This window comes from Sphingobium sp. TomMM15 (genome assembly GCF_055397045.1).
Genome location: NZ_AP027314.1, coordinates 786,216 through 808,038, shown reverse-complemented (window position 1 = coordinate 808,038; position 21,823 = coordinate 786,216). Strand labels below are relative to the sequence as shown.

Genomic DNA, 21,823 nt, shown 5'->3' with positions numbered 1-21,823 from the left:
GTTGTTCAACCTCGCCTGAGATGCCAGCCTACGCTGGCATGACGAGTTTGATTACCACCACTTTTCCGGCCGGGCCGTGAAGCCTGCGCGTTCCTCGATCGCGAGGCCTGCGTTCAGCACGGTCTGCTCGTCCAGCGCCTTGCCGATGATCTGGAGCCCCAGCGGCAAGCCCTGCGAGTCCAGTCCGCCCGGCACCGCCATCGCGGGCAAGCCCGCCAGCGAGGCAGGCACGGTGAAGACGTCGTTCAAATACATGGCGAGCGGATCGGCCTGCTTCTCCCCCAGCGCGAAGGAGGCGCTCGGCGCGGTCGGCGTCAGCAACAGATCGCACTTCTCGAAAGCCTGATCGAAGTCGCGCGCGATCAGCGCCCGCACCTTCTGCGCTTGTGTATAATAGGCGTCGTAGAAGCCCGCAGATAGCACATAGGTGCCGATCATGATGCGGCGCTTGACCTCCGACCCGAACCCCAAGGCGCGGGTGGCGGCATACATGTCCTGGAGGCCCGCCCCATCGGGAAGGTCGCGTTGGCCGTAGCGTACGCCGTCATAGCGGGCGAGGTTCGAGGAAGCCTCGGCAGGTGCGATGATATAATAGGTTGGCAGCGCATATTTGGTGTGGGGAAGCGACACCTCCACGACCTCGGCGCCTGCGTCCTTTAGCCACTCGATGCCCAGATCCCACATGGCGGAGATTTCCGCATTCAGGCCATCGGGGCGATATTCCTTGGGGATGCCGACCTTCTTGCCCTTGAGACTGCTCGTGAGGTTGGCTTCCCACTGCGGCACGGCCAGATCGAGCGAGGTCGAATCCTTGGGATCGAAGCCCGCCATCGTTTCCAGCAGGATCGCATTGTCGCGCACCGTCCGCGCCATCGGCCCGGCCTGATCCAGTGAGGAGGCAAAGGCCACGATGCCCCAGCGCGAACAACGGCCATAGGTCGGCTTGATACCGCTGATGCCGGTGAAGGCGGCAGGCTGACGGATCGACCCGCCTGTATCTGTGCCGGTCGCCGCCGGGCACAGCCGCGCGGAGATCGCCGCCGAGGAGCCGCCTGACGATCCACCTGGCGCCAGCGCGGCATTGTCGCCGCCGCCCCGCCGCCAGGGCGAGATCACATTGCCGAAATAGCTGGTCTCGTTGGATGAACCCATGGCGAACTGGTCGAGGTTGAGCTTACCCAACATCCCCGCGCCCGCATCCCACAGCTTTTGGGAGACGGTGGATTCATAGGTCGGCTTGAACCCTTCCAGCATGTGGCTGGCGGCGGTCGTCTGCACGCCTTCGGTGCAGAACAGGTCCTTCATGCCGATCGGCACGCCCGACAGCGGCTTGAGCGCTTCGCCCGCAGCCTTTGCCTTGTCGGCCGCATCGGCGGACGCCAGCGCCTTTTCCGGCGTTTCCACGATGAAGGCGTTCAGGGCCTTGGCCGCAGCGACATTGGCGTTGAACGCTTCGGCCACTTCGCGCGCGGAGAAGTCGCCTGCGCGGAAACCGTCGCGGATTTCGGCGACCGTCAGGTCGGTGAGATCGGCCGATTTCAAAGGGGCAGCCGGCCTGGACGGCTTCCGTTCTATCGGCGTGCCGAACGAATTGTTCTGCATAAAGCCCATGGGAGGATTGCTCATTATTCAATCACCTTCGGCACCGCGAAAAAGCCATGTTCGGCTTGCGGGGCATTGGCCAGCACCTTGTCGCGAACATTGCCGTCGGTCACGGCGTCCTCACGCAGGCGCAGCTTATTGGGTATGACGGCGGTCATCGGCTCTACACCGGTCACATCCACCTCGCCCAATTGCTCCACCCAACCGAGGATGTTGTTGAGTTCAGGCACCATCGCCTCGGCTTCGGCTTCGGTCACCGAAATGCGCGAAAGGCTGGCGATCTTCTTTACGGTCTGAAGGTCTATCGACATGGGCCGCCGCTACCACCCGCTCACGTCCGCTTCAAGTCCGCACTTGCGCATGAGGGGTGCCTGCGCCAGACAGGCGCCGTTCGACGCAGGCCATGGGGGTTCTGGCGATCGGCGGAGAGCAAAGCATTGGCCCGCAAGTTCCTCTATGTCGTCGCCAGCCTTATCGTGCTGGTTCTTGCGGCATTGCTGGTTTACCGCATCTGGGGGATGCAGCTGATCCGCGTGGTCATGGTCCCGCGAGAAGCCTTTACCCCGATCGCCCCGCTTCCGGCCAATGCCTATGATGATCCCAAGATGTGGATCGCTAGGCCAGACATCGCGCAAGGCAATCCAGCTTTGTGGAAACCCGCCGGACAGAAGGATGAAGCGGCTGCCCAGAAAGCGGCTGTCTTCTTCATTCATCCGACCTCCTACATTACCGCTTTTGGCGGCGCGCATTGGAACATGCGGCTGGACGACAAGGATGCGCTGACGACTGCCCGTCGTTTCGTGCAGGGGCAGGCAAGCGCCTTCAACGCGGTCGGCGATGTCTGGGTGCCCCGCTATCGGCAGGCCAATTATGGCGCTTTCCTCACCGACAAGCCTGCTGGCGAACAGGCTCTGGCGGCGGCCTATCGCGATGTGCGCCAGGCCTTTGCGGCATTTCTCAAAGCCAATCCCAAGGGTCCGCTGATCCTTGCAGGACACAGCCAGGGGTCGCGCCACCTGCTCCAGTTGCTGCGCGATCAGGTTGCGGGGACGCCTGTCGCTTCCCGCGTCGTGGCAGTTTATGCCGTTGGCTGGCCGGTATCCGTGGAGACGGATTTGCCAGCCCTCGGCCTGCCCGCCTGCGCGCGGCGCGATCAGGCGCGGTGCATTGTCAGCTGGCAAAGCTATGCCGAGCCTGCTGATCCGGCTCCGATGGTGGAAAGCTTTGAGCGCAAGCCCGGTTTTACGGGCCGCCCTCGCAAGGGCACGCATATGCTCTGCACCAATCCCATCACCGGCACCCTCAACGGGGCTGCTCCGGCAAGCGCCAATCTCGGTACGATCGATGGCCGGGATGAAGGCAAAGCGCCGCGCCTGCTGAAGGGCGTAGTTCCTGCTCGTTGTGATAGCAGCGGCATATTGATGATCGGGGAGCCGGTGGACATGGGGCCGTTCACGCTGCCGGGCAATAACTATCACGTCTATGACTATGGACTGTTCTGGGGTGACGTTCGGGAAGATGCGCGCCAGCGGCTGGCGAGTTTCCTGAAGAAATGAGCACGCTGCTCACCACCGACCGCGCGGCCTTCCGCGAGGCGCTGCCGTACGGCGGCCGCCTGCTCGGCATGGATGTTGGCACGAAAACGATCGGGCTTGCCTTGTGCGACGCGGGTTGGTCCATCGCGAGTCCGGCGCACACGGTGGCACGTGGGAAGTTCAGCAAGGACAAGGTCGCGCTCGCCGCTTTCATGGAGCAGCAGCAGGTGAAGGGCGTCGTCATCGGCCTCCCACTCAATCTCGATGGCAGCGAGAGTCCACGCAGCCAGGCGAGCCGTGCCTTTGGCCGCAACATTGCGGATCTTGGCCTGCCGATCCTGTTGTGGGACGAACGCTGGTCGACGCAGGCGGTGACGCGCACCCTGCTGGAGGCAGATGCCAGCCGTGCGCGCCGGGGCGAGCTGGTCGACAAGCTGGCCGCGAGTTACATCCTGCAAGGGGCGATCGACGGTTTGATGGCCGGATTTTGATCACCGTTCGGGGGAGCAGCTATCCCTCGAAAGCCGAGATGATGGGACAAGGCCCCTCATCGGATGCGTGACATGCACTGGCGAGCCGCCTTAGCGAATCGCGCGCCGCCTGGAGTTCGGCGATCTTCACGTCCAGTGCAGCTAATTGCCCGGCCGCCAGTTCCCTGGCACGCGCCCTGTCTTGTCCGGCATCCAGTCGCAACAGCTCGCCAATCTGGTCCAGCGTGAACCCCGCCGCCTGCGCCGAGCGTATGAACTTCAAACGTCGCACATCCTGATCATCATAACGACGGACGCCCCGCGTCAGTCCGCTGCCGCCCCGATCCGGCGTCTCCAGCAATCCGCGGCGCTGATAGAAGCGCACGGTCTCCACGCCGACGCCGCCAGCGCGCGCCAAACCAGAAATTGTCATCGCCATGCTTGACTCCGGACCATGGTACGGAACCCATATGGGGCGCAGAACGATAGTGTCCAAGAGAAAGCGATGAGATGACGAGCGCAACAGCAACGACCGCCTTGCCGCGAATGGCTGTCCTCTATCGGATGGTGATGCCCGGCCATGTTTGCCCCTATGGCCTCAAGGCGCGCTCGTTATTGCGGCACAGGGGTTACGACGTGGAGGATCACTGGCTCACGAGCCGCGAGGAAACGAAGGCGTTCAAACAGGCGCATGACGTCAAGACGACGCCGCAAATCTTCATCGATGGCGAACGGGTCGGTGGCCATGACGATCTGCGCCGGTTCTTTGGCTTGGCCGTCGCTGATCCGTCAGCCCCCAGCTATGTCCCAGTCCTCGCTGTCTTTGGGGTCGGCGCGCTGTTGGCGCTCGCGATCAGTTGGCTGACCGCGATGCCGCTGATCAGTGTCATGACCGTCGAAAGTTGCATTGCAGTCACCATGATGCTGCTCGCGATGCTGAAGCTTCAGGATGTGGACCGGTTCGCCACCATGTTCCTGAACTACGACCTGCTTGCCCGCCAATATGTGCCCTATGGGAAGGCATATCCGTTCCTGGAACTTGGCGCGGGCGTGCTGATGTTGACCGGCACTCTGCCCTGGCTTTCCATCCCTGTGGCGCTGTTCATCGGCGGCATCGGCGCGGTATCAGTGTTCAAGGCTGTCTATATCGACAAGCGGGAACTGAAATGCGCCTGCGTCGGTGGCGGCAGCAACTTACCGTTGGGGTTCGTTTCCCTGACGGAAAACGTCATGATGGTTGCGATGGCGCTGTGGATGCTTGTTCATATCTGACCTCAGATGCCATCCCGATCGCTGTCGGAGAGCAACTACGCCTGGACCCATTCTGCCGAAGAGATGCCCTGCGCATACAGAAGTACCGAGAGGTCGCCATGGACGATCTCCGCAGCGGCTGCTTCCCGCGTTTTGGGCTTGGCATGATAGGCAACGCCAAGACCCGCGCCCTGGATCATAGGTATGTCGTTGGCGCCGTCACCCACCGCGAGCGTCAATGCCCGATCAATGCCTGCTTCGATTGCGGCTTCCAGTTCCGCACGCTTGCGGGACGCGTCGACGATCGGCAGCGTTACCGTGCCCACCAGCGCTCCATCAGCAATCTCCAGAACATTCGCCACCGCACGATCAAACCCGATTTCCTCGGCCACGGGTCCGGTGAAGCGGGTGAAACCGCCGGATACAAGGAGGGTTTCAGCCCCCCTCGCCTTCATTGTACGGACAAGTGCTCCCGCGCCCGGCATGATCCTCACGCGCTCTGTCCGGCATCGGTCGATCGCTTCATCGGCGAGGCCCTTGAGCAAGGCGACGCGCTCATGCAGCGCGCCTGCGAAGTCGAGCTCGCCGCGCATCGCCCGCTCGGTGATATCGGCGATCTGCGGCTTGATGCCCGCATAGTCGGCGAGTTCGTCGATGCACTCCACCGTGATCATCGTGGAGTCCATGTCCGCGATCAGCAGCTTCTTCTCGCGCCCCTCGGCAAGTTGAACGATGACATCGATCCTGTCGCCGATCCCGGTTAGCGCCGCCCGGGCCAACATAGGATCACCGCCGAAGAAAATATCGGCAGCCTTGCCCTCATCCAGCCACTTGCTATCCACCGGCGCGCAGCCAGCCGTCGCCAGCCGAGCCACGGCATCTTCAATATCCCGCTGACTCAAGGCCGCACTTGCCACTAAGGTTGCGACGAACATGGACACTCCTGAAACATCTATGGGCGAATCCCGCCCCCGCGTCGCGCTTATTGCCGGGCCTACCGCCAGCGGCAAGAGCGCGCTGGCACTCCGGCTGGCCCAAGCGACCAACGGCATCGTCATCAATGCCGATGCCAGCCAGGTATATGACGATCTCCAAGTCCTTTCCGCGCGCCCGAGCAGGGAGGAAATGGGTGGCATCCCGCACCGCCTTTTCGGCCATATTGACGGGGCGGAAGCCTGTACGGCTGCGCGGTGGGCGGCAGAAGCGCGCGAGGAGATCGGCAAGGCGCATGCCGAAGGACGCCTGCCCATTCTGGTCGGTGGCACGGGGCTTTACCTGCGCACATTGTTTGATGGTATCGCTCCGGTGCCGGACATCGATCCCGCCATTCGTTCCGCTGTCCGCGCCATGCCGGTCGCCGATGCCCATACCGCATTGTCAATTGAGGACCCGGCAGCTGCCGCCCGGCTGGCGCCTGCCGATAGCACAAGGGTCGCCCGTGCATTGGAAGTGGTGCGCTCGACAGGCCAGCCGCTTGCCTATTGGCAACAGCAGAAGGTGGGAGGCATCGGCGAACAGATCCACCTTTCACCGCTGATCCTGCTGCCCCCGCGCGATTGGTTGATCGCACGTTGCGACCAACGCTTCGAGCAGATGGTAGAGGGTGGCGCCGTAGCCGAAGTAGAGGCCCTGCTCGCACGCAACCTCTCGCCCGATCTTCCTGTCATGCGCGCTATCGGTGTGCCTGAAATTGCGAGCTGGCTTGCCGGTGATATGGACCGCGAGATGATGCTGGAGCGCGGCCGGATTGCGACCCGGCAATATGCCAAACGCCAATATACCTGGTTTTCGCGGCAGCCCCCAGCCAGTTGGCTAAGGGAAACACGCCCTGTTGATGACAATTCAGCATCTAAAATCATAATTAAATTACGTGAATAGATATTGACTAGCCATTTTATGTCTAATAGAGGCACCCACCTTGCCTTCGCTCCTCATCTGGAGCAGAGGGCGCAACCTGCATAGCGGAAGGATTTCATCGTGGCCGAAAAGAGCGGCGCGGACATTTTGGTTGAGTGCCTGATCGACCTGGGGGTCGAGGTCGTGTTCGGTTATCCGGGCGGCGCGGTGCTACCCATTTATGACGCACTTTTCGATCATCCCAAGATCCGCCACGTCCTTGTCCGCCACGAACAGGGCGCGACCCATATGGCGGAGGGCTATGCACGCTCGACCGGTAAGCCCGGCGTCGTTCTCGTCACCTCCGGCCCCGGCGCGACCAATGCGGTCACCGGCATCACCGATGCGCTGATGGATTCCATCCCGATGGTCGTCATCACCGGGCAGGTCGGCACGCCGCTGATCGGCACTGACGCCTTCCAGGAAGCTGACACGGTCGGCATCACGCGCCATTGTTCAAAGCATAATTATCTGGTGAAGAAGCCCGCCAAGCTGGCGAGCGTCATCCACGAAGCCTTTCATATCGCCACCACGGGCCGCCCCGGCCCGGTTGTCGTCGATATTCCCAAGGACGTGCAGGTCGCCACCGCGCCCTATTCCCGTCCGCTTGGCTTTGAGCATGCCAGTTACAAGCCGCAAACCAAGGCGGATGCGTCGGCAATCGCTCAGGCCGTCGAAATGCTGGCCAAGGCAGAGCGGCCGGTCTTCTACACTGGCGGCGGGGTCATCAATTCGGGTCCCAAGGCTTCGATTTTACTGCGTGAACTGGCGGAGCTGACTGGTACGCCTGTTACCTCAACCTTGATGGGTCTGGGCGCCTTCCCTGCATCCTCGCCGCAATGGCTGGGCATGCTGGGCATGCATGGCACGTATGAAGCCAATTGGGCGATGAACAAGGCGGACCTGATCGTCTGCATCGGTGCGCGATTTGACGATCGCGTCACCGGCCGTCTCGATGCCTTTGCGCCGAACAGCAAGAAGATCCACATCGACATCGACCGCAGCTCGATCAACAAGACGGTCGAGATCGATCTTCCGGTTATTGCTGACGTCGGCAACGCGCTGACGGACATGATCGCTGCGTGGAAAACCCATGGTCACAAGGCTGTGGACCTCAGCGAGTGGTGGGCCAGGATCGAAGGCTGGCGCGCGCGCAACAGCCTGGCCTATCCGGAGAGCCGCGAAGAGATCATGCCGCAGGAGGCGATCGCGGAGCTCTACCGGGCTTCCAAGTCGGCCGATGACGTCATCATCACCACCGAAGTCGGCCAGCACCAGATGTGGGCTGCGCAGCATTTCGGTTTTGAAGAACCGAACAAGTGGCTGACATCGGGTGGGCTGGGCACCATGGGATACGGCTTCCCCGCCGCCATCGGCGCGCAGGTCGGCAATCCTGACAGTCTAGTCGTCTGCGTCGCTGGTGATGCCTCGATCCAGATGAACATTCAGGAGATGGGAACCGCGAGCCAATATCGGCTGCCCGTCAAGGTGCTGATCCTGAATAACGAGTATATGGGCATGGTCCGCCAGTGGCAGGAACTGACCTATGAAAGCCGTTATTCCAACAGCTATTCGGACAGCCTGCCGGACTTCGTGAAGCTGGCGGAGGCTTATGGCTGGACCGGCATCCGCATCGAAGAGCCGCAGGAGCTGGCGGCAGGCATTCGTCAGATGATCGACACACCCGGCCCTGTCATCGTGGACTGCCGCGTGGCGAAGCTTTCCAACTGCTTCCCGATGATCCCGTCGGGCGCGGCGCATACCGACATGCTGCTCGACCCCAGCCAGGTCGCTGGTATCATGTCGGACGAGGCAAAGGCTTTGGTGTGAGGGTTATGGCGTGACTGGGCATCTGAAGCTCCGCATCCATGTGAGCGAACCCTTTGACTTCGAACGGATAAGCGGCACGGCCGAGCTGAAAGGCTGGACCGTGGATCATAGCGATCCGGAGAATGAAGATTGGGAAGTTCACCTGGATGAGGGCTTCGATTTTCACGAACGCCGGATAGGCCGCCTGTTGATCAGTCCGCGATATGTGGGCGAACATCTGAGCCGCATGTTCGATGCGATTGCCGGATTTCCGGTTCGCATGGCTCATCGCGACGATGGCAGCTGGCACTACGCCTTTACGGGCATGATTTCCGAGCGCCATGAGCGCGAAAAAGAACCGGACAACGGGACAAGCATCTGATGCACATTCAGGAAGAATATAGCGAGCGGCACGTCCTGTCGCTGACGGTCACCAACGAAGCGGGTATCCTTGCTCGCATCGCGGGGCTTTTCACCGCGCGCGGATATAATATCGACAGCCTGACGGTGGCGGATATCACGCATGATCATGCGATCAGCCGCATCACAATCGTCACCAACGGCCCGCCCAAAGTGATCGACCAGATCATTGCCCAGCTCGATCGGTTGGTGCCCGTTCACAAGGTGACGGACCTGACCGCCAACGGCCCCTTCGTCGAGCGCGAGCTGGCGCTGGTCAAGGTTTCGGGCACTGGCGAGGACCGGATCGAGGCGCTGCGCCTTGCCGACGTGTTCCGCGCCAAGGTGGTGGATACGACGATCGAAAGCTTCATCTTCGAGATCACCGGGACTACCGACAAGATCGACAATTTCATCGGCCTGATGCGTCAGATCGGCCTGGTCGAAGTCGGCCGCACCGGCGTCGTCGGCCTGATCCGCGGCAAGGAGCCGAACTGAACTGAATATCCTCTCTCCTTCAGGGGAGAGGAAGCGAGACTTGGCGGCTTTGCCGCCTAGTCGCAGCTGGAGAGGGGGCAGCGCCCTCACTGTGGCGAAAAGCCCCTCTCCAACTTCATCTAGGTCCGGCTTCCGCCGAACCGAGATTTCGTATCCTCTCCCCTGAAAGGGCGAGGAAAAGGCACGGTCTGAAGGAAGAACGGACATGAAGGTTTATTACGATCGCGACGCCGACATCGGCCTCATCAAGGGCAAGAAGGTTGCCATCCTCGGCTACGGCTCGCAGGGTCACGCCCACGCCCAGAACCTGCGCGACAGCGGCGTAGCCGAAGTCGCCATTGCGCTCCGCCCCGGCTCGGCGAGCGCCAAGAAGGCAGAAGGCGCAGGCTTTAAGGTCCTGCCGAACGCGGAAGCCGCCGCATGGGCCGACGTCCTCATGATCCTCGCCCCCGACGAACATCAGGCCGCCATCTACGCCGACGACATTCACGCGAACCTGAAGCCCGGCGCCGCGCTCGCCTTCGCCCACGGCCTCAATGTTCACTTCGGCCTGATCGAACCGCGCAAGGACGTGGACGTCATCATGATCGCGCCGAAGGGTCCCGGTCACACTGTCCGCAGCGAATATCAGCGTGGCGGCGGCGTGCCCTGCCTGATCGCCATCGCGCAGGACGCGACCGGCAACGCCCATGACATCGCCCTGTCCTACGCCAGCGGCGTCGGCGGCGGCCGTTCGGGCATCATCGAAACCAACTTCCGCGAAGAGTGCGAAACCGACCTGTTCGGCGAGCAGGCCGTGCTGTGCGGCGGCGCAACCGCGCTGGTCCAGGCGGGCTTCGAAACGCTGGTCGAAGCTGGCTACGCCCCGGAAATGGCCTATTTCGAATGCCTCCACGAACTGAAGCTGATCGTCGACCTGATGTATGAAGGCGGCATCGCCAACATGCGCTACTCGATCTCGAACACCGCCGAATATGGCGATATCAAGACCGGCCCGCGCATCATCACCGAAGAGACGAAGAAGGAAATGAAGCGCGTCCTCGCCGACATCCAGTCGGGCCGCTTCGTCAAGGACTTCGTGCTCGACAACCGCGCCGGCCAGCCCGAACTGAAGGCGAGCCGCCTCGCCGCCCAGCGCCACCCGATCGAGGAAACCGGCGCGAAGCTGCGCGCCATGATGCCTTGGATCGGCGCGAACAAGCTGGTGGACAAGGAAAAGAACTAACCACCAAATTAGCCCCTCCCTTTCAAGGGAGGGGTTGGGGTGGGCGCGATTGCGATAAGCAATCGCTTCCCATTTCCGCCCGTTCCCGTCACCCCAGAATTTTCAATCCGGTAACTCTCCGTTTCCGGTTACGCCTCTGGAACAATCAAGGGACGCCGCTATGGTAGCGCGTCCCTTGACTGCTTCTGGAGAACCCATCCATGCGTAAATTCCTGATTTCCGCTGCGGCCCTTGCGGCCCTGACCGGCGGCGCCGTCATCGCCCAGCAGATGCCCGCCGCGCCCGGCGCAAAGGACCCGGCCCGCGTAACCGGTGGCACTTATCAGGTTGATCCGGGTCACACCCAGGTGGCCTTCGCCTATGACCATATGGGATTCTCCAACAATTTCGGCATCGTCTCTGGCCCGGTCGGCACATTGACGCTGGACCCCAAAAATGTGGCCGCTGCAAAGGTCTCCATCGAAGTCCCCATCGCCAATGTCCACACAGGCATTCTTGCGCTTGACGAACATCTGATGAAGTCGGACTTTTTCGATAGCGACAAATTTCCGAAGGCGACATTCGTCTCCACAAGCGTGAAGCCCGATGGTGCCACCAGCGCAGAGATCACCGGAAATCTTACGATCAAGGGTGTCACCAAGCCGGTGACACTCGATGCGGATTTCTACGGTGCGGGCAAGGCTCCGGCCATGGCTGGCGGCAAGGAAAATATAGGGTTCGTCGCGACCACAACGGTCAAGCGAAGCGACTTCAATATGGGTTACGGCGTCCCGATGGTCGGCGATAATGTGGAACTGAAGATCGTCGCCGCTTTTCAGAAGTAAGCTGTCAGGCCCGGGTGATGAGCCGTAATCACCCGGGCCGATCCCGGAATAAATCCTATCCGACTTGGGACCGGCGTAGCCGCCCCGCGTGACTATGGGCTTTAGCCGGTCGGCATTGTTCCCGGCCGTATATATGGGAACATATGCGCGATATAATCCGCCTTGCCCAACTCCACCCCCTGGTTGCGCAAGATTGCGTAGGCGGTCATGACGTGGAAGTAGAATTGGGGCAACGTCCAGTCGCGAGCATATTGCTCGGCCGTGAGGTCGAAAATGATGCCCATCGGCAATGCATGCTCGATCGGGCTTTGCGGGTCGGTATCAAGCGCATCGGGAGCGAGATCGTCCAACAGGGCGAGCGTTTCTTCAATTCTGGCCTTTGCGCTGGCGATCGAGCCGGGATTTTCCTCCGCGTTCCGGCCCTCGTCCAGAAGAGCCTGGATCGATATGGGAAACTCCTCTCCCTTTAGCCGAAACACGCCTTCCCAAGCCTGCACACAAGCGAACCGGATTTGGGTGGACAGCGGAAACATGTCGGGAGCAAGCCGCGCGGACAGAAGCGCGTTGGCCGCGTCACCCCCCATTTGCCTTTCAGCCTTGTCGAGCCAGCCAGAGAGGGTTTTCAGCATCTGGCTGTAGGTCGGTATAAGCAGGTTGGTCAGGGACATGAGGGCCTCGCGATGGGATGGATCATTGTGATGATGAGGTGAATGAACCTTCTTCCAAACACCTTCCACAACAAAAGCTGGACGCGGAGCCCCGAAAACGGTTAAGGCAGGTACATCATGCAGCGCGCGCTTCTTCCCCTGCTACGACTTACACGCCCTTAGGCGTGGCATTTCTGCTGCTCTTCGCTTGAATGACGCAGCAATCCGCCTAAGGGCATACCCAAGCAGATAGTCGTTCCACCGGGCAGGCCGCGCCTTTGTTTCAGATAGGGGCCGCCCGTTTGCAAAGAAGTAGCTTCCCATGATGCTGACCGACCCTTCGCAGAAATACCGTCCCTTCCCGCAAGTGGACCTGCCCAACCGCCAATGGCCGAGCGCCGTCATCACCTCGCCGCCGCGCTGGCTCTCGACCGACATGCGCGACGGCAATCAGTCGCTGATCGACCCGATGAACGCGGAAAAGAAGCGCCGCTTCTTCGACTTGCTGGTCCGGGTCGGCGTCAAGGAGATCGAGGTCGGCTTTCCCTCGGCGGGCGCGACCGAGTTCGACTTCATCTCCGGCCTGGTCCGCGACGGCGCGATCCCCGACGATGTGTTCCCGCAGGTTCTGACCCAGGCCCGCGATGACCTGATCGCCACCACCTTCGAAAGCCTGCGCGGCGCGAAACAGGCCATCGTCCATGTCTATAACGCCGTGTCCCCCGCCTGGCGCAACATCGTGTTCCAGATGGACCGGCCGCAGATCAAGGATATCGCGATCAACGCCGCGAAGCTGCTGCGCGACAATGCGGCGAAGCAGCCGAACACCGACTGGCATTTCGAATATTCGCCGGAAACCTTCTCCACCGCCGAACTGGATTTCAGCCTGGAATGCTGTGAAGCCGTGATGGAAATTCTGCAGCCGACCCCCGAGGGACCGCTGATCCTGAACCTGCCCGCCACCGTCGAGGCGGCTACGCCCAACATCTATGCCGACCAGATCGAATGGATGTGCCGGAATATTTCCAAGCGCGACAGCGTCGTCATCTCGCTGCACACCCATAATGATCGCGGCACTGGCGTCGCTGCGGCCGAACTGGGCCTGATGGCGGGCGCGGATCGTGTCGAAGGCTGCCTGTTCGGCAATGGCGAGCGGACCGGCAACTGCGACCTCGTGACCGTCGCGCTCAACATGTACACGCAGGGCGTCAATCCGGGGCTGGATTTCTCCGACATCGACGAAGTCATCCAGACCGTCGAATATTGCAATCAGCTGCCCGTCCACCCGCGTCATCCCTATGCGGGCGAGTTGGTGTTCACCGCCTTTTCCGGCTCGCATCAGGACGCAATCAAGAAGGGTTTCGCCGTTCAGGAAACCCGCAACGACCAGATTTGGGACGTGCCCTATCTGCCGATCGATCCCAAGGATCTGGGCCGCGACTATGAAGCCGTGATCCGCGTCAACTCGCAGTCCGGCAAGGGCGGCGTCGCCTGGGTGCTCCAGCAGGACAAGGGGCTGAAGCTGCCCAAGCGGATGCAGGCCGACTTCTCCAAGGTTGTGCAGGCGCTGGCCGACCAGTCGAGCCGCGAACTGAACGCCGCCGACATCTGGACCGCCTTCGAGGATCATTACCGCCTCTCCGGCGACCAGCCCTACACGCTGATCGACTATAATGAGACCGGCCATGCGGGCGACCGCATCTTCACCGGCAAGATCGCGCACAAGGGCGGCGAACGCTCCATTTCCGGGCGCGGCAACGGCCTCATCTCCTCGGTACTGGCCGCGCTGCGCGATGACCTCGGCGTCGATCTGGAGGTCGCCGACTATAGCGAACATGCGATCGGGGCTGGGACGGACGTCGCCGCTGCTGCCTATGTCGAATGCCGCACGCCCGACGGCCGCACGGTCTTCGGCATCGGCACCGATACGGACATCGCGACTGCCTCGGTTCAGGCCGTGCTGTCCGCCGCGAACAGTGTTGCAGCGGGCTGATCGATAGAATGCAGGCAGCGGCTCGCCGCCGCGAGCGCTGCCTGCGACAGGTTTAAGATTTATGCTCGGCGGCGCTCAAATCGACCTCCGCGTGACAAACGGCTTCCACGTTGATGCCATCCCGGTCCAGGATGAAGGCAGCATAGTAGTGTAGCCCGTAATGCGGCCTGAGGCCCGGCGCGCCATGGTCCCGCCCACCGGCACGCAGGCCCGCTGCGTGAAAGGCATGAACCTGCGCCCGGTTTTCGACGCGAAAGGCGATATGGGTGCCCTCACCCACCCTTTCATTGTCGCCGATCCAGAAGAAGGCGTCGTCGTCCCGGCCATAGCCGTGCGTCTCACCGCCGCGCTCATTATCCGCCGCCGGGATGGTCACCAAACGCCGCAGCCCAATCGCGCCAAGCAGTTCGTCGTAAAAGTCGCGCGACCGTCCCGCGTCACTCACGGCGATGCCGATATGGTCGATCATTTTGCGCTCTCCTTTTGCCGCCAATTGACCTAAACGCCAGCCACCAACGCATGGACGGACAAATGGACGAAGTCAGAGATTACCAGGTGCATATTATCGGCGGCGGACTCGCCGGGTCGGAAGCGGCTTGGCAACTGGCGCAGGCTGGTGTGAAGGTGCGCCTGTCGGAAATGCGGGGTGGTGGCGACATGACCCCGGCGCACCAGACTGACGGCCTTGCCGAACTCGTCTGCTCCAACAGCTTCCGGTCGGACGATGCGGACAAAAATGCCGTTGGCCTGCTGCATCAGGAAATGCGGCGGCTGGACTCACTCATCATGGCGCAGGCCGAACCCGCAAAGGTCCCCGCTGGATCGGCCCTGGCCGTCGACCGAAACCTGTTTTCCGATGGCGTCACCCGCGCTCTTTCCGATCATCCCAATGTCGAGATCGTGCGGGAGCGCATCGATCAGTTGCCGCGCGAAGGGATGACCATCGTCGCCACCGGGCCGCTGACCGCACCAGCGCTTGCGGAGAGTATCGGCTCCGCTGCGGGCATGGATCATCTGGCGTTCTTCGACGCGATCGCGCCCGTTGTGCACTTCGACAGCATCGATATGGACAAATGCTGGATGGCCAACCGCTGGGACAAAATCGGCCCCGGCGGTGGCGAGGGCAAGGATTATATCAACTGCCCGATGACGAAGGACCAATATCAGGCATTTGTACAGGGGCTTCTCGACGGCGAAAAAACTGAGTTCAAGGAGTGGGAAACGAACACGCCCTATTTCGAAGGCTGCATGCCGATCGAGGTGATGGCGTCCCGAGGCCCCGAAACGTTGCGGCACGGCCCGATGAAGCCAATGGGGCTAGACGATCCGCGCACCGGCCGCTGGCCCTATGCCGTCGTCCAACTGAGGCAGGACAATGCGTCGGGCACGCTGTGGAACATGGTTGGGTTCCAGACAAAGCTCAAGCATGGTGCGCAGGTTGACCTGTTCCGCACCATTCCCGGCCTAGAGAAGGCCGAGTTTGCGCGACTGGGCGGGCTACACCGCAACACCTTCATCCAGAGCCCCAAACTGCTGGACGCAACCCTGCGCCTGAAAAACGCGCCGCACATCCGCTTCGCTGGTCAGATGACCGGGTGCGAAGGATATGTGGAAAGTGCGGCCATAGGCCTGCTGGCCGGGCGTTTCGCCGTTGCCGAACTGCTTGGCCAGCACATGCCCCCGCCGCCTGGGGATACGGCCCTTGGGGCATTGCTGGGTCACGTCACGGGCAATATCGCGACGGCGGACTATCAGCCGATGAACGTGAATTTCGGGCTTTTCCCGACCCTGGACGATGTGAAGAAGAAACAGCGCAAGGAGGCTTATACTGCTCGCGCCCGCGCTTCCTTGGCGCAGTGGTTTAGTCAGTTTGAAATGAACTGAGCGCCCTCTTGTTCAGCAACGGCATTTCGGTTTCGCCGTTCGCTTGGGCGCGGTCGTTGCAAATTCAGCAGGGGTCAGCTTCCCGTCCGCATTAGCGTCAGCGCTGGCAAACCGATCCGATGTGGCGACTGCCCATTCCTCGAAGGAAAGGAGGTTGTCCTTGTCCTTGTCGAGCGCCTTGAACGCTTTGACCCGGCTGCCCAGCATCTCGATCCGGGTGATAAAGCCGTCACGGTTCCGATCATAGCGGCCGAAGCGCTTTTGCTCGCGGCTTTGCGGACTAGCCTCTCCGGGTGAGGGAGGTGCCTTGCCAACGGCGTCGGGATTTCCCTCTGGCAATGCGTCTATCGCAGGCGGCGGCGGTGGAGCGATTATGGCCTCCGGCGCAGCGCTGCTGGCCGCGCGCCCTTGCCACCAGAAAAGCCCTGCCGCCACAAGAAGCAGCGCAGCCCCGGCGCCAGCCATGATACGTCCCACGAAATTCCCCCTCAACGCGCACTAAACGCGACGCGCAATAGCCGAAGATATAGGCCGGGAGTCAACCGGTTAGGAGCGGCCTTACCCCGCCTGATGTCCCCTTGCGCCAAGCCATAGGCAATCCGCATTGGCCGCCATGATGCAGGCCAGACCGGATCGCATGAAAAAAGCTTGTGCCGGGCAAGATCGATCGCCTTGGCGGCGAGATTAGGGCTGCTGACATGGCCTGAAAAATCCCAAAGCGCCCATGCGGCCCCTGCCTTGATCAGCCAATCCGGGACTTCTGCTTCACCCGTGAGCGATTGGAACAGCCCTCCCCCTCTTCCGATCGCATAAGCATCCAGATCATCGTCGGCGATGAGCGCTTCCCAGCCATCAAGCCATGCTGTCAGGCCCATCGGTGGAGCTTCGCCAGCCGCGCGTAACGCATCGACGAGCGGATCACCCCTGCCCTTCATGCCCACTGGATCGGTCAACGCTTCCTGCCACCATGCAAGCCGCAACTGACCGATCATCGCTTCTGTCGTGGTAGCCACGACACGACCAAGACGTGCGTCCAAAGCCCATAGCAAGCGGTGGCGCGGGTTGTCGCGCCCCGCATAGGAGCTAAGTAATGCAGCTAATATTGAGGGCCGATCTTCTGCCTGGTCATTCATGAAGCATATACCGGCCGCTAGAGTTTATCGGCATTTTAATCAGTTCTCGAATATGGATACTTCATCATTTCAAGCAGCACGTCACCCGGTCGGGTGGGCCGATGAGCATGGGTGGGAGGTAATATGAGGGACAGGATCAAGCGCACGCTGTTCATTTTAATGCGGCTCTATCACAACCAGGCAGGGAACGCGCTGCCGATTGTGGCTGCTGCAACGATACCGTTTGCGGCGATCACTGGCGTGCTGTTGATCTCAGCCGGGGGTATCTAGGCAATCATGTGCGACTGACTATCGGCCTAATCAATATTCGTAAGGGATCGATTTTCTGGTGAAGGGAGAGGAGCGGCCCGATGCCGCTCCTCTCGCCCTTCATCGATAACATACCTTCTTAACAGCAGCGATCACCCGAGCCGCGTCGATGAGCGCGGCCTTCTCAAGGTTTGCGGCGTAGGGCAGCGGCACGTCTTCGTTCGTCACGCGTAGTACCGGGGCGTCCAAGTCGTCGAAGCCCTGTTCCATCACGACCGCCGCGATTTCGGAGGCGATGGAACAGACAGGCCAGCCTTCCTCGACCACCACGATGCGGTTGGTCTTTTTCAGGCTTTCCAGCACCGTTGCCGTATCGAGCGGGCGGAGGGTACGCAGGTCGATGACTTCGGCATCGACACCGTCTGCCGCCAGTTGTTCGGCAGCTTCCAGCGCGATGCCCACGCCGATCGAGTAGCTGACCAACGTCACGTCCTTGCCGGCGCGCATGATGCGGGCCTTGCCGATCGGCAAAACATAATCATCGACCTTGGGCACATCGAAGCTGCGGCCGTAAACGAGCTCGTTTTCAAGGAAGACGACCGGATCTTCTGATCGGATCGCTGCTTTCAACAAGCCCTTGGCATCGGCAGCGTCATAGGGAGCGATGACGATCAGGCCAGGGACAGCCGCATACCAGGGACCATAATTCTGGCTGTGCTGGGCGCCCACACGGCTCGCGGCACCATTGGGGCCACGGAACACGATCGGACAGCGCATCTGCCCACCGGACATGTAATTGGTTTTGGCCGCCGAGTTGATGATGTGGTCGATCGCCTGCATGGCGAAGTTGAACGTCATGAACTCGACCACGGGGCGCAGACCGCCCATTGCTGCGCCAGCACCAATGCCTGCAAAGCCATATTCCGTGATCGGGGTATCGATAACCCGTCGGTCGCCAAATTCTTCGAGAAGGCCCTGCGTGACCTTGTAGGCACCCTGATATTCGGCGACTTCTTCGCCCATCACGAAAACGCGCTCATCGCGGCGCATTTCTTCGGCCATCGCATCGCGCAGCGCTTCGCGAACCGTGGTCTTCACATATTCGGTGCCTTCCGGAAGAGCGGGGTCGGCAACGCTGGCCTTCGCTTCCGGGGCAAGCTTGGCTGTACCGATCTCCGCCTTCTTCGGTGCTTCGAGAGCAGCTTCGGCCTTTGCCGGGGGCGCACTCGCCTCAGCCTTCGGAGCAGCAACTTCACCGTCCTCACCCGCCATCGTGGCGATGACAGTGCCCACCTTCACGCCTTCGGTGCCTTCAGGAATGACGATCGCGCCGATCTTTCCTTCATCGACCGCTTCAAATTCCATGGTCGCCTTGTCCGTTTCGATTTCGGCAAGAATGTCGCCAGAACGGACTTCGTCGCCTTCCTTCACAAGCCATTTGGCCAGCGTGCCTTCCTCCATCGTGGGAGAGAGCGCCGGCATCTTGATTTCGATACCCATTAATATTGCTCCACCAGCACGTCGGTATAGAGTTCGGACATATCCGGTTCGGGCGACGTTTCGGCGAAGTCCGCTGCGTCACTCACGACCTTGCGAATGTCCTGATCGATCTTCTTGAGTTCGTCTTCACTCACCCCGGCGTCGGTCAGATATTTCTTTGCGCCCTCGATCGGGTCAGATTTGTCCCGCATCGCCTGCACTTCCTCGCGCGAGCGATATTTGGCAGGATCGGACATGGAGTGGCCGCGATAGCGATAGGTCTTCATTTCCAGCAGGATCGGGCCATTGCCCCCCTGCACCCATTTAAGGGCTTCTTCCGTGGCACCGCGCACAGCGAGCACATCCATGCCGTTGACCTGGATACCCGGAATGCGGAAGCTTTCGCCACGGCGATAGAGTTGATCTTCCGCCGAGGAGCGATTGACGCTCGTGCCCATGGCGTACTGGTTGTTCTCGATCACGAAGATGATCGGCAGCTTCCACAGCTCGGCCATGTTGAAGCTCTCGTAGACCTGCCCCTGGTTGGCAGCACCGTCGCCGAAATAGGCCACGCAGACGCCGCCATCACCATTATATTTGTGCGCAAATCCGAGGCCCGCGCCCAGCGAGACCTGAGCGCCAACGATGCCATGTCCGCCGAAAAATTTATGCTCGACGCTGAACATGTGCATCGAACCGCCCTTGCCGCGCGAAATGCCGGCTTCACGGCCCGTCAGTTCAGCCATGATGACATTGGGATCAATCCCATAGGCGAGCATATGGCCGTGGTCGCGATAACCGGTGATAACGCTGTCTTTGCCAGGCTTGAGCGCGGATTGGATGCCGACGGCTACAGCTTCCTGGCCTATATAGAGGTGACAAAAGCCGCCGATCAGGCCGAGGCCGTAAAGCTGGCCCGCCTTTTCCTCGAAGCGGCGGATGAGGACCATCTGCCGATAGAATTCCAGCAACTCTTCCTTCGTGGCCTTGTAATCCGAAGGAGTATCGGGGCGAGGCCGGTTGTGATCCGCGCTGGCAGGGCTTTGTGCCTTTGCCTTTGCACGCGAAGGACGCGGCGTCGTTGGTTTCGCCAAGGCTCTTATCCTTTTGCCTGGTGATGGATGGAAGGAAGCCCGATATAGCGGCAGACCGGCCCGGATTGCAACGCCACAGCCCGCCTAATAACGCCATGCGACGTTGTGGCTCAGTTGAGCGGGACGATTACTTCGTCGTGGTGGATCACGCCAAGTTGGCGACGGATCAATTCGTCACTCAGGTCTGGGTCGACGCGGCGCGGGTTGAGCAGGTCAACGCGGTTGTGAAGCTCGTTCCGCTGCGCCTCAACCGACTTAAGCTCGGCCTGCGAACGGTGTAGCTGGCGGGTATAATCGCCCCACGCAAGAACGCCATTTGAACCAAGCACGACATATCCGGCAAAGAACAGCAACAGCAGCACCGCAATAGCAGGCCCGAAAGCCGAAAATAACAACATGCGGAGCTTAGCGATGTGCGCCATGGAACAGTTGAATCACAGGCCGGAGCCGGCCGCAAGCAAAAACTGGTTAACTTGCGGCCGGTTGTTGAAATGAATTTAGCGGAAGATGGATCGGCCGGCGTAGACTGCGACGTCGCCCAGTTCCTCTTCAATGCGGATCAGCTGATTATATTTGGCAAGCCGATCCGACCGCGCCAGCGATCCTGTCTTGATCTGACCGCAGTTCGTAGCAACCGCGAGGTCGGCGATGGTCGCGTCCTCGGTTTCGCCGGAGCGGTGCGACATGACAGCGGTGTAGCGCGCGCGGTGCGCCATATCGACTGCGGCCAACGTTTCAGTGAGCGAACCGATCTGGTTCACCTTCACCAGCAGCGAGTTGGCAAGCCCCTTGCCGATCCCCATCTCCAGACGCTTGGGATTGGTCACGAACAAATCGTCGCCAACCAGCTGAACCTTGCCGCCGATCTTGTCGGTCAGCGCCTTCCAGCCTTCGAAATCATCCTCGCTCATGCCGTCTTCGATCGACTTGATCGGATAGTCGGCACAGAGCGCAGCCAGATAATCGGCCATTTCGACCGGGTTCAGCGACAAGCCCTCGCCGGAGATTTCATATTTGCCGTTCTTGAAGAACTCCGTTGCGGCGCAGTCCAGCGCCAGCATCACGTCATCGCCGGGCTTGTACCCTGCCTTTTCAACAGAAAGCATGATGAAGTCGAGCGCGTCACGCGTGGAGGCGATGTTAGGTGCAAAGCCGCCTTCGTCACCTACCGAAGTGGCGAGGCCCTTGTCATGAAGCCCCTTCTTGAGCGTATGGAAGATTTCCGCACCAATGCGAACCGCATCGGCGATGCTTTCCGCGCCGACGGGCATGATCATGAATTCCTGGAAGTCGATCGGGTTGTCGGCATGTTCGCCGCCGTTGATGATGTTCATCATCGGCACCGGGAGTACATGAGCCGAAACGCCGCCAACATAACGGTAAAGCGGCAGGCCCCGAGCATCAGCGGCGGCCTTCGCTGTGGCCAAGCTGACACCCAGAATGGCGTTCGCGCCCAGACGACCCTTATTTTCAGTGCCGTCGAGCGCGATCATCGCCGCATCGACCTCTGCCTGGTCTTCCGCATCGAGGCCGATCAGTTGTTCGGCAATCTCATCATTGACGGCCGCTACTGCTCCCAGCACGCCCTTGCCAAGATATTTGCTCTTGTCGCCGTCGCGTTTTTCGACAGCCTCATAGGCGCCCGTCGAAGCGCCAGAGGGAACCGCCGCGCGGCCAAAGCTGCCATCTTCCAGCATGACATCGACTTCGACGGTCGGATTGCCCCGGCTATCGAGAATCTGACGAGCGCGGATATCGAGAATGGCGGTCATGGTCGCTCCCTGAATGCTGAAATGCGCCTTGAAATCGCGCCCCGCTTAGACAGCGCCTTCAGG

At 61.0% G+C, this 21,823-nt stretch carries 24 protein-coding genes; 12 read left to right on the top strand and 12 right to left on the bottom strand.

The genetic code is table 11. The annotated features are described in order from the left end of the window. Window positions 1-51 precede the first annotated feature (51 nt). Both gatA and gatC read right to left on the bottom strand, forming a co-directional pair. Entirely contained in the window at window positions 52-1,626 is a 1,575-nt protein-coding gene (gene gatA, locus ACZ51H_RS04155) for an Asp-tRNA(Asn)/Glu-tRNA(Gln) amidotransferase subunit GatA (RefSeq protein WP_464802523.1), read from the bottom strand. Then, window positions 1,626-1,913, bottom strand: coding sequence for an Asp-tRNA(Asn)/Glu-tRNA(Gln) amidotransferase subunit GatC (gatC, locus tag ACZ51H_RS04150; protein ID WP_196226230.1), 288 nt, complete (start codon window positions 1,911-1,913; stop codon window positions 1,626-1,628). The genes gatA and gatC overlap by 1 nt, the downstream gene beginning before the upstream one ends. 126 nt (window positions 1,914-2,039) lie before the next feature. On the opposite strand from gatC, the gene ACZ51H_RS04145 reads away from it, so the two are divergent. Both ACZ51H_RS04145 and ruvX read left to right on the top strand, forming a co-directional pair. Continuing rightward, on the top strand, window positions 2,040-3,158 hold the full coding sequence (locus ACZ51H_RS04145) for a DUF3089 domain-containing protein (RefSeq protein ID WP_464802522.1): 1,119 nt from the start codon (window positions 2,040-2,042) through the stop codon (window positions 3,156-3,158). Next, window positions 3,155-3,628: a Holliday junction resolvase RuvX gene (ruvX, locus tag ACZ51H_RS04140; RefSeq protein ID WP_460987990.1), complete on the top strand. Its 474-nt coding sequence runs from the start codon at window positions 3,155-3,157 to the stop codon at window positions 3,626-3,628. Before ACZ51H_RS04145 ends, ruvX begins: the two co-directional genes overlap by 4 nt. Before the next feature lie 19 nt (window positions 3,629-3,647). Here the strand turns inward: ruvX and ACZ51H_RS04135 are convergent, their stop codons facing one another. Next, complete coding sequence (locus ACZ51H_RS04135) at window positions 3,648-4,046, bottom strand: MerR family transcriptional regulator (RefSeq protein WP_464802521.1); 399 nt, start codon at window positions 4,044-4,046, stop codon at window positions 3,648-3,650. A gap of 71 nt (window positions 4,047-4,117) precedes the next feature. On the opposite strand from ACZ51H_RS04135, the gene ACZ51H_RS04130 reads away from it, so the two are divergent. Continuing rightward, window positions 4,118-4,879 (top strand): MauE/DoxX family redox-associated membrane protein, encoded by a 762-nt coding sequence (locus ACZ51H_RS04130; RefSeq protein ID WP_464802520.1) that lies wholly within the window; start codon window positions 4,118-4,120, stop codon window positions 4,877-4,879. A 35-nt stretch (window positions 4,880-4,914) separates the two neighbouring features. On the opposite strand, the gene serB is transcribed toward ACZ51H_RS04130, so the two are convergent. Beyond that, on the bottom strand, window positions 4,915-5,793 hold the full coding sequence (serB, locus tag ACZ51H_RS04125) for a phosphoserine phosphatase SerB (RefSeq protein ID WP_464772269.1): 879 nt from the start codon (window positions 5,791-5,793) through the stop codon (window positions 4,915-4,917). Here serB and miaA point away from each other — a divergent pair. The 6 genes from miaA (at window position 5,792) to ACZ51H_RS04095 (ending at window position 11,509) form a co-directional block, all read left to right on the top strand. Continuing rightward, the gene (gene miaA, locus ACZ51H_RS04120) at window positions 5,792-6,736 is read left to right on the top strand and encodes a tRNA (adenosine(37)-N6)-dimethylallyltransferase MiaA (RefSeq protein WP_464802519.1); all 945 of its coding nucleotides are present in this window, start codon (window positions 5,792-5,794) and stop codon (window positions 6,734-6,736) included. The genes serB and miaA overlap by 2 nt on opposite strands. Before the next feature lie 99 nt (window positions 6,737-6,835). Then, a complete protein-coding gene (locus ACZ51H_RS04115; RefSeq protein WP_464794745.1) occupies window positions 6,836-8,584 on the top strand; it encodes an acetolactate synthase 3 large subunit in 1,749 nt (582 codons plus the stop codon). A gap of 10 nt (window positions 8,585-8,594) precedes the next feature. Then, the gene (locus ACZ51H_RS04110) at window positions 8,595-8,945 is read left to right on the top strand and encodes an LSm family protein (protein ID WP_460987985.1); all 351 of its coding nucleotides are present in this window, start codon (window positions 8,595-8,597) and stop codon (window positions 8,943-8,945) included. Continuing rightward, window positions 8,945-9,460, top strand: a complete 516-nt coding sequence (gene ilvN / locus ACZ51H_RS04105) for an acetolactate synthase small subunit (protein ID WP_464794743.1) — start codon at window positions 8,945-8,947, stop codon at window positions 9,458-9,460. The genes ACZ51H_RS04110 and ilvN overlap by 1 nt, the downstream gene beginning before the upstream one ends. A 205-nt stretch (window positions 9,461-9,665) precedes the next feature. Beyond that, the gene (ilvC, locus tag ACZ51H_RS04100) at window positions 9,666-10,685 is read left to right on the top strand and encodes a ketol-acid reductoisomerase (RefSeq protein WP_066523990.1); all 1,020 of its coding nucleotides are present in this window, start codon (window positions 9,666-9,668) and stop codon (window positions 10,683-10,685) included. Between the two features lie 200 nt (window positions 10,686-10,885). Beyond that, window positions 10,886-11,509 (top strand): YceI family protein, encoded by a 624-nt coding sequence (locus ACZ51H_RS04095; RefSeq protein WP_464802518.1) that lies wholly within the window; start codon window positions 10,886-10,888, stop codon window positions 11,507-11,509. Window positions 11,510-11,610: 101 nt separating this feature from the next. On the opposite strand, the gene ACZ51H_RS04090 is transcribed toward ACZ51H_RS04095, so the two are convergent. Then, on the bottom strand, window positions 11,611-12,177 hold the full coding sequence (locus tag ACZ51H_RS04090; RefSeq protein ID WP_464802517.1) for a DUF1993 domain-containing protein: 567 nt from the start codon (window positions 12,175-12,177) through the stop codon (window positions 11,611-11,613). A gap of 301 nt (window positions 12,178-12,478) precedes the next feature. Here ACZ51H_RS04090 and leuA point away from each other — a divergent pair, with 301 nt between their 5' ends. Then, window positions 12,479-14,149, top strand: coding sequence for a 2-isopropylmalate synthase (leuA, locus tag ACZ51H_RS04085; RefSeq protein ID WP_464802516.1), 1,671 nt, complete (start codon window positions 12,479-12,481; stop codon window positions 14,147-14,149). 52 nt (window positions 14,150-14,201) lie between these two features. Here the strand turns inward: leuA and ACZ51H_RS04080 are convergent, their stop codons facing one another. After that, entirely contained in the window at window positions 14,202-14,618 is a 417-nt protein-coding gene (locus ACZ51H_RS04080; protein WP_464802515.1) for a VOC family protein, read from the bottom strand. A 62-nt stretch (window positions 14,619-14,680) separates the two neighbouring features. On the opposite strand from ACZ51H_RS04080, the gene trmFO reads away from it, so the two are divergent. Beyond that, a complete protein-coding gene (gene trmFO, locus ACZ51H_RS04075; RefSeq protein WP_464802514.1) occupies window positions 14,681-16,033 on the top strand; it encodes a methylenetetrahydrofolate--tRNA-(uracil(54)-C(5))-methyltransferase (FADH(2)-oxidizing) TrmFO in 1,353 nt (450 codons plus the stop codon). A gap of 12 nt (window positions 16,034-16,045) precedes the next feature. Here the strand turns inward: trmFO and ACZ51H_RS04070 are convergent, their stop codons facing one another. After that, window positions 16,046-16,510 (bottom strand): EF-hand domain-containing protein, encoded by a 465-nt coding sequence (locus tag ACZ51H_RS04070; RefSeq protein WP_449472174.1) that lies wholly within the window; start codon window positions 16,508-16,510, stop codon window positions 16,046-16,048. An 11-nt stretch (window positions 16,511-16,521) separates the two neighbouring features. Further along, a complete protein-coding gene (locus tag ACZ51H_RS04065) occupies window positions 16,522-17,046 on the bottom strand; it encodes a hypothetical protein (protein ID WP_460987978.1) in 525 nt (174 codons plus the stop codon). Between the two features lie 243 nt (window positions 17,047-17,289). Here ACZ51H_RS04065 and ACZ51H_RS04060 point away from each other — a divergent pair, with 243 nt between their 5' ends. After that, a complete protein-coding gene (locus tag ACZ51H_RS04060) occupies window positions 17,290-17,436 on the top strand; it encodes a hypothetical protein (protein WP_464772263.1) in 147 nt (48 codons plus the stop codon). 99 nt (window positions 17,437-17,535) lie between these two features. On the opposite strand, the gene ACZ51H_RS04055 is transcribed toward ACZ51H_RS04060, so the two are convergent. The 4 genes from ACZ51H_RS04055 to eno all read right to left on the bottom strand — a co-directional run bounded on the left by ACZ51H_RS04055 (window position 17,536) and on the right by eno (window position 21,760). Further along, window positions 17,536-18,915, bottom strand: coding sequence for a pyruvate dehydrogenase complex E1 component subunit beta (locus tag ACZ51H_RS04055; protein ID WP_464802513.1), 1,380 nt, complete (start codon window positions 18,913-18,915; stop codon window positions 17,536-17,538). Further along, window positions 18,915-19,988, bottom strand: coding sequence for a pyruvate dehydrogenase (acetyl-transferring) E1 component subunit alpha (gene pdhA, locus ACZ51H_RS04050; RefSeq protein WP_464802512.1), 1,074 nt, complete (start codon window positions 19,986-19,988; stop codon window positions 18,915-18,917). Before pdhA ends, ACZ51H_RS04055 begins: the two co-directional genes overlap by 1 nt. Window positions 19,989-20,098: 110 nt before the next feature. Then, window positions 20,099-20,410, bottom strand: a complete 312-nt coding sequence (locus tag ACZ51H_RS04045) for an FtsB family cell division protein (protein WP_449472169.1) — start codon at window positions 20,408-20,410, stop codon at window positions 20,099-20,101. A gap of 75 nt (window positions 20,411-20,485) precedes the next feature. Next, window positions 20,486-21,760, bottom strand: coding sequence for a phosphopyruvate hydratase (eno, locus tag ACZ51H_RS04040; protein WP_464802511.1), 1,275 nt, complete (start codon window positions 21,758-21,760; stop codon window positions 20,486-20,488). Window positions 21,761-21,823: the final 63 nt, after the last annotated feature.

Coding starts and splice junctions, on each gene's coding strand:
- ACZ51H_RS04130 (WP_464802520.1), top strand. CDS start 4,118: ATGACGAGCGCAACAGCAACGACCGCCTTGCCGCGAATGGCTGTCCTC.
- ilvC (WP_066523990.1), top strand. CDS start 9,666: ATGAAGGTTTATTACGATCGCGACGCCGACATCGGCCTCATCAAGGGC.
- leuA (WP_464802516.1), top strand. CDS start 12,479: ATGATGCTGACCGACCCTTCGCAGAAATACCGTCCCTTCCCGCAAGTG.
- eno (WP_464802511.1), bottom strand. CDS start 21,760: ATGACCGCCATTCTCGATATCCGCGCTCGTCAGATTCTCGATAGCCGG.
- ACZ51H_RS04095 (WP_464802518.1), top strand. CDS start 10,886: ATGCGTAAATTCCTGATTTCCGCTGCGGCCCTTGCGGCCCTGACCGGC.
- miaA (WP_464802519.1), top strand. CDS start 5,792: ATGGACACTCCTGAAACATCTATGGGCGAATCCCGCCCCCGCGTCGCG.
- ACZ51H_RS04090 (WP_464802517.1), bottom strand. CDS start 12,177: ATGTCCCTGACCAACCTGCTTATACCGACCTACAGCCAGATGCTGAAA.
- ACZ51H_RS04045 (WP_449472169.1), bottom strand. CDS start 20,410: ATGGCGCACATCGCTAAGCTCCGCATGTTGTTATTTTCGGCTTTCGGG.
- ACZ51H_RS04135 (WP_464802521.1), bottom strand. CDS start 4,046: ATGGCGATGACAATTTCTGGTTTGGCGCGCGCTGGCGGCGTCGGCGTG.
- ACZ51H_RS04060 (WP_464772263.1), top strand. CDS start 17,290: ATGAGGGACAGGATCAAGCGCACGCTGTTCATTTTAATGCGGCTCTAT.
- gatA (WP_464802523.1), bottom strand. CDS start 1,626: ATGAGCAATCCTCCCATGGGCTTTATGCAGAACAATTCGTTCGGCACG.
- ACZ51H_RS04055 (WP_464802513.1), bottom strand. CDS start 18,915: ATGGGTATCGAAATCAAGATGCCGGCGCTCTCTCCCACGATGGAGGAA.
- ilvN (WP_464794743.1), top strand. CDS start 8,945: ATGCACATTCAGGAAGAATATAGCGAGCGGCACGTCCTGTCGCTGACG.
- ACZ51H_RS04080 (WP_464802515.1), bottom strand. CDS start 14,618: ATGATCGACCATATCGGCATCGCCGTGAGTGACGCGGGACGGTCGCGC.
- trmFO (WP_464802514.1), top strand. CDS start 14,681: ATGGACGAAGTCAGAGATTACCAGGTGCATATTATCGGCGGCGGACTC.
- ruvX (WP_460987990.1), top strand. CDS start 3,155: ATGAGCACGCTGCTCACCACCGACCGCGCGGCCTTCCGCGAGGCGCTG.
- gatC (WP_196226230.1), bottom strand. CDS start 1,913: ATGTCGATAGACCTTCAGACCGTAAAGAAGATCGCCAGCCTTTCGCGC.
- serB (WP_464772269.1), bottom strand. CDS start 5,793: ATGTTCGTCGCAACCTTAGTGGCAAGTGCGGCCTTGAGTCAGCGGGAT.